Source organism: Veillonella sp. VA137 (genome assembly GCF_003992015.1).
In the GTDB taxonomy this organism is placed as follows: Bacteria; Bacillota; Negativicutes; order Veillonellales; family Veillonellaceae; genus F0422.
In genome coordinates, this window is record NZ_RQVK01000008.1 from 1 (window position 1) to 15736 (window position 15736).

Genomic DNA, 15736 nt, shown 5'->3' on the forward strand with positions numbered 1-15736 from the left:
TATTTGGAGCAAATCCAAGCAATGCTACATCGTAGTATCTGAAGTAGCAAAAAACACGACAGGTAAAAAGAAAATCGCTGTAGCTAGTGTATTGGCAGCATTGACAGTGGGTGCGCAAGTAGCGACAGTGCAAGCGGCCATTCCAGAAGGGACTGCGACAAATGGAGCGGCCCTAGCTATCGGTAACAATGTTAAAGTCAGCAATGATAGTTCCACCGGTGTTGGTAAAGATATTGAAGTAACAAGACGCTTCGCGGTAGCTGTCGGATTTGGCGTTAAGGCATCCGCAGATAATGCTGTGGCAATTGGATCGGGTGCTCGATTTGGGACAATACAAGCCAATGGTAATGATAGTATTGCTATAGGAACTCGTGCAGAAGCAGGTATGCAAAGTTCTATCGCTATTGGTCGTTTGAGCCGTGCTGTCACAGGTGAAAAAGGCGTGGCCATCGGTAATGAAGCGGTGACAACGGCGTTGTCTGCCATTGCAATTGGTAATAAAGTGAATGCTACGAAGGATACTGCCATTAGTATTGGTAACGAATCCAACGCCACTGGAACAGCAGCAGCTGCCTATGGTAACAAAGCACAAGCAACAGCAGATAGCACGGTAGCAGTGGGTGATGAATCTAAAGCTACAGGCGCTAATGCTACAGCAGTAGGTAAATCCAGTGAAGCTTCACAAGATAGTGCATTAGCTGCTGGTAATGGTGCTAGTGCCACAGCAACAGGTACAGTAGCAGTTGGTAAAAATGCATCTGCTAGCGGTGTGCAATCCGTTGCTATCGGTAGTGCTGGTGCCGATGCAGCAGAAGCTCCAGCAGCGTCTGGCACACAATCTATCGCAATTGGTACAAAAACAGTAGCTAATAGTGGTAATGCTATTGCTATCGGTTCTGATGCAAAAGCAACAGGTGTTAGTGCAGTATCTATCGGTTTATCTACAGTAGCCAAAGAACAGGGTGCTACAGCTGTCGGTACAAATGTTAAAGTTGAAACTAACAAAGCGGTAGGTATCGGTTTCGATATTAACGTTCGTCAAGCAGGTGCTACAAATATTGGTTATAAATCTGATAATGATGCAAACCAAGCAGTAGCCATTGGTGCTCGAAATAGTGTGGCAGCGGATGCTCAATATGGTACAGCAGTAGGTTATTTCACACGAGTTACTGCTAAAAATGCTATTGCTATCGGTTCTAGTAACGACAATAACGGTAACAGTGATGCAGGTAAAGTATTAGCATCTGCTGAAAGTGCAGTAGCTATCGGTACATCTGCTCATGCAGAAGCAACTAGCGCAGTAGCAATTGGTACAAAAGCGAAAGCACAATTGGCTCACTCCGTAGCATTAGGTGAAGGTTCTACAACAACAGAGGCTGATGGCAATGCTACAACTGGTTACTTAACAAACGATGCTGTTAATAACACTGGTAATGGTATCATCTCCGTAGGTAATGGTGGCACTATCCTTCGTCGTATCACTAGCGTTGCTAGTGGTACAAATGATAACGATGCTGTGAACGTAAAACAATTGAAAGCATTACGTAACGCATCTCTAAGTACAATTTCAGTAGTAAATGGTGCTACATCTACAGACTTAGTGCCTAACACAACAGAAGGTGCTGCAGATGCTCATAAAGTAAAATTAGTTGCTGGTAAAAATATTACCTTAACAGCAAATGGAAATGCGGTAACAATCGCATCTAAGAGCGAAGTAAATTCCATTACTAGCGGCAATGATGATGCTATCTCTATCAATACAGGTGCAGATGGCAAAGTCAGTGTAACTCCTAACTTGGCGACTGATGTAAATGCAGCTGGCGATGCCAATAAATTGGTAACAGCTGGTAAAGTAAAAGAAGCATTAGCTGATAAAGTAGGTACAGCAAAATTAAATGAAGAATTAGCGAAAAAAGCGAATGCTGCAGATATCACTAATTTAACAAGCAATAAATTAGACAAAACTGCTGAACTACATGTGAAAAAAGGTACGTATGCTGTAGCTGATGATGGATCTGTAACATTGGACAAAGCAGATGGCACAGGCACTGTGAAAGCTGATGAAGCAGTAAAAATCACTGGTTTGGCAAGCAAAGCAAAATTAGATGAATTAAAAACAGAAGTAGATAAAAAAGCAAGCAAAACTGATTTAGATACAAAAATCGGTGAAGTTAATGCTGAATTAGCTACGAAAGTAAGTAATGATACTTTCAGAGACGAAATGGCTAAAAAGGCTGATTTAAAAGCCATAAGCGACTTGAAAGATGTATTGGCTGGCAAAGTAGATACAGCAGCACTTGATAAAATAGTAGCGGCCATGGGTAATAAAGTTGATGAAACTGAATTAAATGAACGTTTAAAAGCAGAAAAAGCTGAAAATGCAGCAGCTCTTAAAAAGGCTGTAGATGCTGCTAAAGCAACCTCTGATACAGGTGTGAATGAGTTAAAAGCAGGTAAACTTGATAAAACGGCTGAATTACATGTTGTCAAAGGCGAATATGAAGTAGATACTGAAGGCAATGTAACTTTGAAAAAAGCTAATGGTGAAAATACCGAAGTCGCAGATGAGAATGTTGTGATCAAAGGTGTAGCGTCTAAAGCTAAATTAAAAGACGTAGCTGATAAAGTAACGGCAGCTGAAGGTGATATCACTACATTAAAAGCTGGCGTGAAAGAAAATAAAGATGGCTTAGCTGGGTTAACAACAAAAGTTGATGATGTTAAAGCAACTGCTGATAAAGCAAAAGACGATCTTGGTAAATTAACAACTAAAGTTGAAGGTATCGGTAACACAGTGGCTGAGCAAGGCGAAAAAATCAAGGCACAAGGCGACAAAATTGCTGATATTGAAAAAAATATCGCTGATAACGTAGTAACAAATGATTCTATGGCAGGTAAATTAGCGGAGCTAAAAACTGAATTAGGTACTAACACAGTATTACATTTTGCTGGTGACAAAACTATCGATGACAAAGGCACAGCAGATGATACTGCGGATGATGACAATACTGCATCTAAATTATCCTTGAACTTAAAAGATCAAACATTAAAAGTAAAAGGTGCTACTGATGAAATCACAACAACAGCTAAAGGTGATACCATCACAGTTGGTTTATCTGATAAGGTAAAGGAAGATTTGGCTAAAATTGCTAAGCTTGGTGATACAACAGCTGATGGACGTGATGGTGTGAATGGTACAGCGAAAGATACTGGTTTAACTGGTCAAGATGGTTTGAATGGTAAAACATTAACAGACAAAGTGAATGCATTGCGTAATGGTGAAGCTGGTTCTGTTGTATACACTGATGCTGATGGTAAACGTTTAGTGAAAGCTAATGATGGTAAATATTACTTAGCTAAAGATGTGGACGAAGATGGTAATAAAGTGGGTGCAGCTAAACCTGTAGAAGGCGATAAACTAAAAGCTAGTGTAGTGAATCCTGATGGTTCCACTAACCCAACTACATTATCCAATTTGAAGGATGGAAAAATTGCTGCTGGCTCCAAAGATGCTGTGACTGGTAACCAATTGCATGCAGCAAAGGCTGAAGTTGCTAAATATCTTGGTGGTGGTGCAACTGTAGATGAAAATGGTAATGTAACAGAACCAACGTTTACAGTAAAAGATAAAGACAATAAAGACGTTCAGGCTCATACCGTAGGAGATGCTTTATCTACTATGAATGAACGCTTAAACAATGCTAGCTCTGCAGCAGCGGCTGATATTAAGCAATTAAAAGATATGGATGGCTTAAGCGATAAAGGTAAAAATGCTATCAAAGATCTAGCAAAAGATGCTATCGATGTTAAAGGTGATAAAAACATTACCGTTACCTATAAAGAGGTAGATGGTGTTAAAACATTCTATACAACATTGAGCGAAAAAATTACTCTTGGTAAACATGATGCTAACGATCCTGATGGAGATCATTCTAACGACCCAGGTGTGGAACTTGATGGACACGAAGGAACTATCGTAGCTGGTGATCCAAATGGTAATACAGCTGTTAAAATCGACGGTAAAGACGGTAGCGTAACAGCTGGTAAAGACGATAAACAAGTTAAGCTAGATGGTGAACATGGTAAAGTAACTGTAGGCAACCCAACAGGCGACAAATTTGTTGAACTTGATGCAACAACTGGTGGTGTACAAGCAAATAAAGTAACTGCAGGAAAAGATGATAAAGCAGTATCTTTAGATGGCGATAACGGCACTATTACAGCTGGTAAAGGTCCAAATGCTGTTGCTATTGATGGCACTAAAGCGCAAATCACAGCTGGTGAAGGCGAAAATAAAGTAGGTATCGATGGTACAACTGGTAGTGTAACAGCTAAAACTGTAAATGCTAAAACTGCTGAATTTGGTGCTCCAGTGGATAAAGATGGAAAACAAGCTAATGGCACAAGCAAAACTACTATCAATAATGATGGTATCTCCGTTAAGAGTGTAGATGCTAATGGTAAAGAATCCACTATCACTATCAAAGATGGTAAGATCACCGGCTTACAAGCTGGCACTGGTGCTAACGATGTAGCTACTGTTGGTCAAGTTCAAGAAGAGATTGCTAAAACTACGGGTCAATTAGGTCAAGCGTTAGAAAAAACTACGCAACGCGTGAACGAAGTAGGTGCACATTCTGCAGCATTGGCAGCAATGAACCCATTGAGCTACGATCCATTGAGAAAATCTCAAATCATGGCAGGTGTTGGTTCTTACTCTGGTAATCAAGCATTAGCATTAGGTATTGCTCACTATGCAAATGAAAACTTTATGGTTACAGCTGGATTCACAATGGGATCTGGTAAGAGCATGGCAAATCTTGGCGCTACATATCGCTTCGGTAGTGGAGAACATGATGATCTTCCGGAACGTTACAAAGGTGGTCCAATCTCCTCCGTATATGTAATGCAAGATGAAGTGACAGCATTAAGAGCAGAAAACGCTGAAATGAAAGATCAAATTAAAATGCTTATGCAACGAATTGATATGTTAGCTAGTAAGTAACTAGAATCACAGGCAAATAGTATGGCTCATAGATACTAGAATTTTCTAAACGAGCCTCTAACACCTAGGTCTACGTACGAGCAACGAAGAATACAAAAAAACAAACAGACACCTAGTCGAAAGACTGGGTGTCTTTTTGTATGTGCAACATAAAACGGATGATACGATATATTTAAACCCATCTTGAAATAATTTTGTACTTACTCATCTTATCTTCGTGAAGATATTGCATAATATCTACATCGAAAAATACGAATAAACTATACTGCATAAAATTAACAAAACGTGCTATTCAAGTGAGTGAGGTTTAATTATAACTAAGTTGCATAAACTTTTGATAATTACCGCATTGAAAAACATATATATAATAGGTATAATTTAAATGTATAAAATACAGTAGGAGTTAGATACTTGATTATAAAGGTCACGAATGAGCGTTTAGTAGAGTCATCAAAACGTGTAACTTGTGATAAAAATAGGGGGGGGTAAATAGTTCTTTCCTATATTTATTGCAAAAAGTGTATAAATTAATCAAAACAAGTATTGATACTTTTCGATGTATTGGGTATAATATACTAAACAATATGTGTGATTATGTAATAGGTCTATAACCTATATATAAATGAAACACATGAAAAAACATTAAGTATGTAAACAACTAGCTAACAATGTATATTAGCTGGCATAACAAAAGTAATTTCGTATAGTTATTTTTTTGGTGATTAGTACAACAGGAGGAAACATCACAAATGAACAAGTTATTCAAAGTTATTTGGAGCAAATCCAAGCAATGCTACATCGTAGTATCTGAAGTAGCAAAAAACACGACAGGTAAAAAGAAAATTGCTGTAGCTAGCGTATTGGCTGCATTGACAGTAAGTGCGCAAGTAGCAACGATTCAAGCGGCGATTCCAGAGGGTACAAGAAACGGCGGTGCTTCCTTAGCATTGGTAAATAGCGCAACAGCTACAGGTTCTGGTGCAATGGCAATTGGTGAAACAGCAGCAGCAGGTGCTACTAACTCTCTTGCAGTGGGTACTAACACAGTGGCTAATAGCGGTGGATCGTTAGCCATTGGTAATAATTCCAAATCCACAGGTGTAGATGCAGTAGCCGTAGGTTCTGGAGCGATTGCAAAAGAACAGGGCGCTGTTGCACTTGGTAATAATGTGCAAGTATTGACTAACAAAGCAGTTGGTGTAGGTTTCGATATCAATGTACGTAGTGCAGGTGCGTCAAACATCGGTTATAAATCTGATGTAGATGCGAACCAAGCAACAAGTATCGGTGCACGAAATAGTATTTCAGCCGACGCACAATATGGTAGTGCATTAGGTTATTTCGTAAAAGTAACTGCTAAAAATGCGGTAGCCATCGGTTCCAGTAATGATAACAGAGGTAACAGTGATTCAGGTAGAACATTGGCATCTGGAGTAAGCGCAGTAGCTATCGGTACATCTACTCATGCGGAAGGATTACACTCTCTCGGTATGGGTACTTTTGCAGCAGCAACAGCTGAAAACTCAATCTCCTTTGGTACAAGTTCATCCGCTAGCGGTGTACAATCCATTGCCATCGGTAGTGCTATGAGAGGCGCAGATGCTCCTAATGCATCTGGTGAAAAATCCATTGCGATTGGTACAAATACATCTGCGAATTCTGCTACTGCCCTTGCTATGGGTTCCACAGCAACAGCATCTGGTGTAGCAGCTACGGCTGTCGGTACTGATGTATTAGCAAAAGAACAGGGCGCTACAGCAATTGGTAATGAAGTTAAAGTAGAAACTAATAAAGCAGTAGGTATTGGTTACAAACTTAACGTAAAACAAGCAGGTGCTACTAACATTGGTTATACATCTGATGTATTTGCAAACCAAGCCCTAAGCGTGGGTGCTCGAAACACAGTAGAAGAAAATGCACAATATGGTACTGCACTTGGTTATTTCGTAAAAGTAACTGGTAAAAACGGTGTAGCTATCGGTTCCAGTAACGATAACAACGGAAACAGCGATGAAGGTAGAACATTATCTTCCGCAGATAGTGCAGTAGCAATCGGTACATCTGCTCATGCAGAAGCAACTAGCTCCGTAGCAATTGGTACAAAAGCGAAAGCACAATTGGCTCACTCCGTAGCATTGGGTGAAGGTTCCACAACAACAGAAGCTGACGGCAATGCCACAACTGGTTACTTAACAAAAGATGCTGTGAATAACACTGGTAATGGTATCATCTCCGTAGGTAATGGTGGCAGCATTGTTCGTCGTATCACTAGCGTTGCCAGCGGTACAAATGATAACGATGCAGTGAATGTAAAACAATTGAAAGCATTACGTAACGCATCTCTAAGCACAGTAACAGTAGTAAATGGTGCTACATCTACAGACTTAGTGCCTAACACAACAGAAGGTGCTACAGACGCTAATAAAGTAAAATTAGTAGCAGGTAAAAACATCACGTTAACAGCGAATGGTAACTCTGTAACAATCGATGCTAAAGGTGGAGCAGGCTCTATTGAAAGTGGCAACAGTGATGCTATCTCTGTTAACACAAGTGCAGATGGCAAAGTAAGTGTGACTCCTAACTTGGCATCCAACGTGAATGCAGCTGGCGATGCAAACAAATTGGTAACAGCTGGTAAAGTAAAAGAAGCTTTAGCTGACAAAGTAAGCAATGACAAATTAAATACAGAATTAGCGAAAAAAGCAAATGCTGCTGATGTAACTAATTTGACAAACAATAAATTAGATAAAACAGCTGAATTACATGTGAAAAAAGGTACATATGCTGTAGCTACTGATGGATCTGTAACATTGGACAAAGCAGATGGCGCAGGTACTGTGAAAGCTGATGAAGCAGTAAAAATCACTGGTTTAGCAAGCAAAGCAAAATTAGATGAATTAAAAACTGCTGTTGACGGTAAAGCTGACAAATCCTATGTAGACACTGAGCTTGGTAAAAAAAGCTAGCACAGCTGATATGAACGCAGCGTTGGCTGATAAAGTAAGCACAGCAAAATTAAATGAAGAATTAGGCAAAAAAGCAAATGCTGCTGATATTACTAACTTAACAGCTGATAAAGTAAGCAAAGCAGACGAATTGCATGTGAAAAAAGGTACATACGATGTATCTGATGCTGGTACTGTAACTTTGAAAAAAGTAAATGGTACTGGTACTGAAGCAGCAGGAGAAGATGTTATCATCCAAGGTCTTGCAAGAAAAGCTGAAATTACTGCGATTAACACAGAATTAGCTAAAAAAGTAAGCAAAGACGATTTCGCAGCTGAGAAAAACCGTGTGAATACTGAGCTTGGTAAAAAATTAGATACGGCTACATTTGAAGCAGAAAAAGCAACATTGGCAACGCGTGATGACATCAATTCATTGAAAGAAGTAATCGGCAATAAACTTGATAAAGATACAGCTGATAAATTTATCGCAGGTATGGGCAACAAAGTATCTACTGAAGATTTAAATAAAAAATTAGCAGCTGCAGATAAAGCGAATAGTGATAAATTAGATGCAGCTAAAGAAGAGTTGAACAATGCTATTACAAATGCTACTGCTGATAAAGTAAGCAAAGCTGACGAATTGCATGTAGTGGCAGATACGTATGAAGTAGATCAAACAGCTGGTACTGTTACATTACGCCAAGAAAATGGCTTGAACGAACCAAAAGCTGATAAAAACTTCACAATTTCTGGTATTGCAACTAAAAAAGATGTGACTGATTTAACAACTAAAATCAATGCAAAAGCAGATCAAACAGCTGTAGATGCATTGACTACAGAAGTAGGCAAAAAAGCAGATGCAGCCGATGTAACTGAAAAATTAGCTAAAAAAGCTGATGCAGCAACTGTAACAGCAGAATTAGCTAAAAAAGCGGATGCTGACACAGTTAATGCAGCGATTGCGAACATGAGTGGTAACAAAGTCGATAAAACTGATGAGTTACATGTGAAAACTGGAAACCCATATACAGTAGATGCTGATGGCAACGTGACTTTAAAACAAGAAAATGGCGAAGGAACAGAAGCAGCTGGTAAAGATATTGTGATTGAAGGTATCGCATCCAAAGCTAAATTAGAAGCTTTAGACACTCGTGTAGGCACAGCTGAAGGTAAGATTGATACATTAGAAGGAAAAGTAGCAACTAACGAAGAAAAATTAGGTAAACTTGATGACAAGTTAACTGATGTAAAAGCTCTTGCAGATGAGAATAAAGGTAAAGTCGATGCATTAACAACAAAAGTTGGTACTCTTAATGACAAATTAACTGATCATGATACAAAACTTGACACTGCTAACAATGAAATTGAAGGTATCAAACAAAATATCACTAATAACCTTGCAACTAATGACGCTGTAAATGAAAAATTAGAAAACTTAAAAACTGAGTTAGGTGCTAATACAGTATTACATTTTGCTGGCGATAAAACTATCGATGATAAGGGTACTGCAGATGATGCTACAGATGATGACAATGATGCACATAAATTGTCCTTGAACTTAAAAGATCAAACATTAAAAGTAAAAGGTACTGCTAACGAAATCGAAACAACAGCAAAAGGTGATACAATCACTGTAGGCTTATCTAAAGCTGTTAAAGATGATTTGGCTAAATTGGCGGGTCTTGGCGATACAACATCCGAAGGTCGTGATGGTAAAGCAGCGACTGGAAAAGCGGCAGATGCAGCAGATGCAACAGCAGCTGATAAAGGTATCACTGGTCAAGACGGCTTGAATGGCAAAACATTAACTGACAAAGTAAATGCATTGCGTAATGGCGAAGCTGGTCCTGTAGTGTACACAGATGCTGATGGCAAACGTCTAGTGAAAGCTAATGATGGTAAATACTACTCGGCAGACGATGTTGACGAAACTGGTAATAAAAAAGGTGCTGCTACACCAGTTACTGGTGATGACCTTCACGCAAGCGTGATGAACCCAGAGGGTGCCGATAAACCAATTACATTATCCAACTTAAAAGATGGAAAAATTAAAGCTGACTCTAAAGACGCTGTGACTGGTAACCAATTGCATAAAGTAAGCTCTGGACTAGCAGAGGCACTTGGTGCTACTGTTGCTGAAGATGGCACTGTAACAGCTCCTAAGTATGATATTACAGATTCAACTGGTGCAACAACAGCAACTGCCAATAACGTAGGCGATGCATTAAAAGCGCTTAATGATAAATTGAATAACGCACATGCTGGAACTAGTGAAGATATTACTAAATTAAAAGATTTAGAAGGTCTTACTGCTGAAGGGGAAAAGAAACTCAAAAAATTAGCAGGCGATGCTGTCGATGTTAAGGGTGACAAAAACATTACTGTTACATATACAATAGAAGATGGAGTTAAAACATTCCATGCTACATTGAGCGAAAAAATTACATTTGGCAAACATGATGCAAATGATCCTCATGGCGATCATTCTGATGATCCAGGTGTAGAAGTTGATGGACACGAAGGAACAATCGTGGCTGGTAATCCAGATGGCAATACAGCTGTTAAAATCGACGGTAAAGACGGTAGCGTAACAGCTGGCAAAGGTGACAATGAAGTTAAGCTAGATGGTGAACATGGTAAAGTAACTGTAGGTAATCCAAAAGGCGAAAAATTCGTTGAACTTGATGCAAAAACTGGTGGCGTAAAAGCTAATGAGGGTAACTTCGGATCTCCAGTAGACGATGACGGTAATCCAACTAAAGCTGGTAAAAATGCTACAAAAATTAATGAAGACGGTGTATCTGTAGTAGGCACAGGTAAAGATGGCAAACCAGCTACAGTAGGTATCAAAGATGGTCGTGTAACAGCTGGTGATCCAGTAGATGAAAATGGCATTCCTAAAGAAGCAGGTTCTGCTACATCTATGGATAAAGATGGTTTCTCCGTTGCAACTAAAGATAAAGACGGTAAAGTATCTAAAGTTGACATCAAAAATGGTGGTATCACAGCTGGTGTTCCATTAGATAAAGACGGTAAACCTGCAGATAACGGTACTTCATCAGTATCTATGGGTAAAGATGGATTCTCCGTAACTTCTAAAGATAAGGACGGTAATGTATCCACTATCACTATCAAAGACGGTAAAATCAGTGGTTTACAACCAGGTACTGCAGATACTGACGTAGCAACTGTTGGCCAAGTAAAAGAAGCTATTGGTAAAACAGCTGAAGTATTAGAAAAAACAGCTCAACGTGTTGACCAAGTAGGCGCGCACTCTGCAGCATTAGCAGCGTTGAACCCATTGAGCTATGACCCAATGAGAAAATCTCAAATCATGGCAGGTGTTGGTACTTACTCTGGTAACCAAGCATTGGCATTAGGTCTTGCACACTATGCAAATGAAAACTTAATGGTAACGGCTGGATTCACAATGGGATCTGGTAAGAGCATGGCAAATCTTGGCGCTACATATCGCTTCGGCAGTGGAGAACATGATGACCTTCCAGAACGCTACAAAGGTGGTCCAATCTCCTCTGTATATGTAATGCAAGATGAAATTGCAGAATTGAAAGCAGAAAATGCTAGAAAAGATGCGGAAAATGCAGAAATGAAAGCACAAATTAAAATGCTTATGGAACGCATGGGTATGGCATAAAAACTAAATAACAATAGTTAAAACTGAATAACAATAGTTAAACGGTAACTATGCATACCAAAAAGTGGGTACCAACGTCGAAAGACGTGGTACCCACTTTACTTATGTGTATTATAGAAAAGTTCAGGACATTGTTAAGGGAATGAAATGCAATGGGATTGTATTACGCACCTAGATGTCTATAATGGATTGTAGACGGGACGTATACATTGATACTTTCACAGAGAGATAGGGGACAAAACTATGGTAGAGGAAATTTCAGAAATATTTAAAAAGTTTACTGATGAGGATAATGAGATTGTTCGTAGATTTATAGAGATGGATCCTGATAGTGATGATAGGAAAGTTCACAATTAATTAATTGCAAAAATTAGAGAGCGCTATGATGAACCAGTTTGCCGAGATTATGTAGAACATAGTGATACCATTCGCTTAATTCCTTTAGAGAAGGCTTTGAAATATTGGGGATTTACTGAATCATTAAGGGAAATGTTTCCCAATGCTGTTAGGGACTGTTCTCGTCGGGAAATTTTAATTACAGATGTGTTACTTGAAAAGCTTAGAGACAAAGGTAAGACTGTACAGCGATTATTTGCTTTGGCAACTTATGATGGATTGAGTAAAATTCTTTCTCCAGTAATAAAAAATTGGATTTATAAAACTAGTTATGGATTTTATGTGTATCCATATTGTGGCAGAATTATTTTTGATGATATAGATATAGGATTTCGTGATTATGAAAGTAATACAAGGGGATATTATATTATCATTGATTTTGATATAGATGCAGTAGGTAAAATCCATACATGTCTATCTTTAAGAGAGAAATATCATGGGTTACTGTAAAACTCTTGCAAGAAGGTTAATGTAAGTCCTTTATGAAAAAGTTAGTGTAAACTGTTTATGGGAAAAATAAAATAGAAAATATCCAATAAAAGTGTTAGAATAGAGTCAAATTATATCTAGTATTAACTATAATACATGTAATATGGTTATGAGATTTAGGAGGTTATGATGAATACAGATAATACAAATAATAAAAAAAATATAAAAGTTATAACTAGTGAGAATAATAAGGAATTAGAAAAAAGGCTTAAAGAACTTTCACAAGAATTGATTGTAGAAAACTATGAACTATATAAAGAATTAGAGAACTGCTAATGCATACAATTATTCACCTCTTATTACAAGATATATTGAACTTTCATTCTGATCTTGAAAGACAGTTTGTGTTAGCTCCTGGAATACGAAATATTGGATTATTAGAGTCAGCTATTTCTACACCATTTCAATCTTTCGGTGGATGTGATTTATATCCTACAGTGTATGAAAAGGCAGCACAATTATGTAGAGGAATAACAAAGAATCATCCATTTGTAGATGGAAATAAGAGAACGGCTTTGCATTGTATGTTTATATATTTAAAGGTTAATGGATATATAATTAATGCTACTCTAGAAGAAAAGAAATCTTTAATTATTGATATAGCTTCTGGTGAAAAATCTTATGAAGATGTTGTTAATTGGCTTCGTATGTATGCAGAGCAAATATAAAAAATATTTTTATCTTTAAGAGGAACAGTTATATATAATAGAAAAAATCTCCCCAAAAGTGCTAGAATGGAATCAAATGATATTCTGTATTAATTATTGATTGGAAAGGAGTTTCTATGGCAATCGAGATTGGACAAGTTGGTATGGCTACGGTAGTAGTGGAAGCTAACAATACAGCGGAGTACATGGGTAGTGGCACGTTACCTGTGTTTGCGACGCCTGCGATGGTGGCATTGATGGAAAAAGCAGCCTATACAGGGATTCAAGGTGATTTAGGTGATGGCGAAGGATCCGTGGGGATTCGTATGGAAACAAGCCATGAAGCAGCTAGCCCATTAGGTGCAACTATAACTGCAATAGCAACGGTAGTAGCTGTTGACGGTAGAAAAGTAACCTTTGAGGTAGTGGCTAAAGAAGGTGAAAAAGTTATCGGTCGTGGTACACATGAACGGTTTATTATTAATAATGAGAAGTTCATGTCTAAGGTCGTCGCTAGTTAAGTTATGTAGCCTGTGACGATGTGAATAATAGATGAAAAAAGCCCGTGGCACACGTCTTCAGAAACGGTATTTCATAATGTTTCTTCAGACGTATACCACGGGCATTTTGTTAGCTTATTTACCTAATATGAGTCGATACAAGGCTACTACACATAACGACGTTCCTCTCAGATTAAGGAACTTTATAAGGTTTGCTACGGAACATATCTTGCTCTTTTAGTGCTTTCCTGTATTAGAAAAAAGAACGCCACAGACCTTCTACGTCTAACGGCGTTCGATGTAAATATTTATCTTTAAAATTAAACAATTTGCACAAAATATGCTATACTTATAAACAAGAGAGTCAGTAACGTGTGTTGGGCTCGTCTCTTCCTATAACGGGAGGAGGTGATACTATGACAAAGTTCGAAAAAATCTATTTGATTATTTGTATTTTGACATTAGTAGTTCAAATCATTGATTTATGTAAATAGTCAATGAAAACGCCTAACGAATGAGGTCTCGCACACCTCAATACGTTAGGCTATTTCAATTTTAGTACCTTGAGATGAGCCTAACGCCTTCGATACGTTATTGGCTCTCTTTTGTTATGTCTAGTATACCATACTTTCAACGGTATGCCAAATTATTTGCGAGGGATGCGGCGCAAGATAGGGATTAGTAGCAAAGCAACTAAGATGCCGATGCCGCTAGTTAGGAAGGATGCAGGGAGCCTTGTGACGGCAGCGATGTAGCTGTCGAGTACGACCCACCAGGCTACAAAGTACCCTGCCGCTGTCCAAATAGCACCTACTAGCATAGCTAATAAGATGCGAGGGGTAGATATGGAACGAGCAGGAATGGAAGGTCTCCAACCTACTGTTAATACACCTACAATCACTCCCGCTAGTCCTTTGATTACGATGGAGAATAAGGTGTATTGGGAATGGCCCATGATGAGGTCAAAAATGCCAGACCCGATGGCGCCAGCGAGCCCTGCATAGAATCCGCCGAATACGGATGCCATGGAGAATAGGGCAGCGGAACCAAGATGTACCATGGCGCCTGTTGGTAAAGGTACTTTAATAGTCGTAAACACGATGCATAGGGCGGATAATAATCCGATATAGATGATATCTTTTGTTGTGGATCTTGAGCTAGTAGATGTGGCCGGTTTTGTATGCTGAGACGTTGCTGTGTTAGTAGCTTGGGTCACATCATTGTTTGTTTTGTAAGTGTTCATGAAACCTCCTTATTGTGGGTCTGGAATAGAAATTAAACGATCTAATAGTAATTCAAGAGCTAAGCCGTCACGAAGAGAACCGATTGTTTTGTGGGTGAATTTGACTGCCTCTGTGGTAAATTGGCCTGCAATGCGAGATGCCTCTTCTGGAGTATAGCCACGTAGTACGAGGGCCGTCAAGATAGCTGTGAAAGTATCACCTGTTCCGTGTGCTTTCACTTGTACTAATGGATTGGATACCCATGTGATAGTATCGGTGCTACCACGATATACGGCGATGAGGGCAGAGTCCTCCGATGGCAAGCTAGATAGAACTACATATTCAGGTCCTTGTGCATGCAAACGGCGGCACATATCATAGATCACTTCTTCTGATTGTGGTGTAGGGTCATAGGGGATGTCTAAGAGGAAACAAGCCTCCGTGTAGTTCGGTTTGATGATGAATGCTTTGGTGATGAGTTTACGCATTTCTTTCACCATTTCATCGTTGTAGATGGAATACAGCTTGCCGTCATCTGCCATAGCAGGGTCTACCACAACGAGTTTATCTTTGCCGAATCGTTCGATGGCATCTTCTACGAGACGAATTTGTTCTGGCGATGCGAGGAAACCACTTTGAATGGCATCGAAAGTGATGTCATTTTTGTTCCAACAGTTGTAAAAACTTTCAAGGTGATCCGTAATGTCCACCAATTCAAAGTTAGGATATTCTAAATGATTACAAAGTATAGCTGTTGGTAATGGGATAGGTTGGCACCGTAGGGCACTCACTAAAGGTATGAATACGGTGAGTGAACAACGGCCGACAGAACTCATATCTTGTATGGATAGTATAGTAGGTACGTGATTCATA

Annotated in this window: 9 protein-coding genes; 7 read left to right on the forward strand and 2 right to left on the reverse strand. The window is 39.0% G+C overall.

Going from position 1 to position 15736, the window contains the following annotated elements; all coding sequences use genetic code 11:
• The 7 genes from EO116_RS05045 to EO116_RS05070 all read left to right on the forward strand — a co-directional run.
• Positions 1 to 5005: YadA-like family protein (locus EO116_RS05045; protein WP_206168326.1), on the forward strand; the 5005-nt coding region annotated here is incomplete at its 5' end.
• A gap of 749 nt (positions 5006 to 5754) precedes the next feature.
• A complete protein-coding gene (locus tag EO116_RS05050; RefSeq protein WP_127160914.1) occupies positions 5755 to 7971 on the forward strand; it encodes an ESPR-type extended signal peptide-containing protein in 2217 nt (738 codons plus the stop codon).
• Entirely contained in the window at positions 7955 to 11608 is a 3654-nt protein-coding gene (locus tag EO116_RS05055) for a YadA-like family protein (RefSeq protein WP_127160915.1), read from the forward strand. The genes EO116_RS05050 and EO116_RS05055 overlap by 17 nt, the downstream gene beginning before the upstream one ends.
• A 453-nt stretch (positions 11609 to 12061) precedes the next feature.
• On the forward strand, positions 12062 to 12454 hold the full coding sequence (locus EO116_RS05060) for a hypothetical protein (protein ID WP_127160916.1): 393 nt from the start codon (positions 12062 to 12064) through the stop codon (positions 12452 to 12454).
• A gap of 168 nt (positions 12455 to 12622) precedes the next feature.
• Positions 12623 to 12769 (forward strand): hypothetical protein, encoded by a 147-nt coding sequence (locus EO116_RS08470; protein WP_164725900.1) that lies wholly within the window; start codon positions 12623 to 12625, stop codon positions 12767 to 12769.
• Positions 12769 to 13161: a type II toxin-antitoxin system death-on-curing family toxin gene (locus tag EO116_RS05065; RefSeq protein WP_127160917.1), complete on the forward strand. Its 393-nt coding sequence runs from the start codon at positions 12769 to 12771 to the stop codon at positions 13159 to 13161. The genes EO116_RS08470 and EO116_RS05065 overlap by 1 nt, the downstream gene beginning before the upstream one ends.
• A 116-nt stretch (positions 13162 to 13277) precedes the next feature.
• Positions 13278 to 13661 carry a thioesterase family protein gene (locus EO116_RS05070; protein WP_127160918.1) on the forward strand — a complete coding sequence of 128 codons (384 nt, stop codon included), beginning with the start codon at positions 13278 to 13280 and terminating at the stop codon, positions 13659 to 13661.
• A gap of 625 nt (positions 13662 to 14286) precedes the next feature.
• On the opposite strand, the gene EO116_RS05075 is transcribed toward EO116_RS05070, so the two are convergent.
• Positions 14287 to 14883 (reverse strand): ECF transporter S component, encoded by a 597-nt coding sequence (locus tag EO116_RS05075; RefSeq protein ID WP_127160919.1) that lies wholly within the window; start codon positions 14881 to 14883, stop codon positions 14287 to 14289.
• Positions 14884 to 14892: 9 nt separating this feature from the next.
• A complete protein-coding gene (locus EO116_RS05080) occupies positions 14893 to 15735 on the reverse strand; it encodes a pyridoxamine kinase (RefSeq protein ID WP_127160920.1) in 843 nt (280 codons plus the stop codon).
• Between the last annotated feature and the right edge of the window lies 1 nt (position 15736).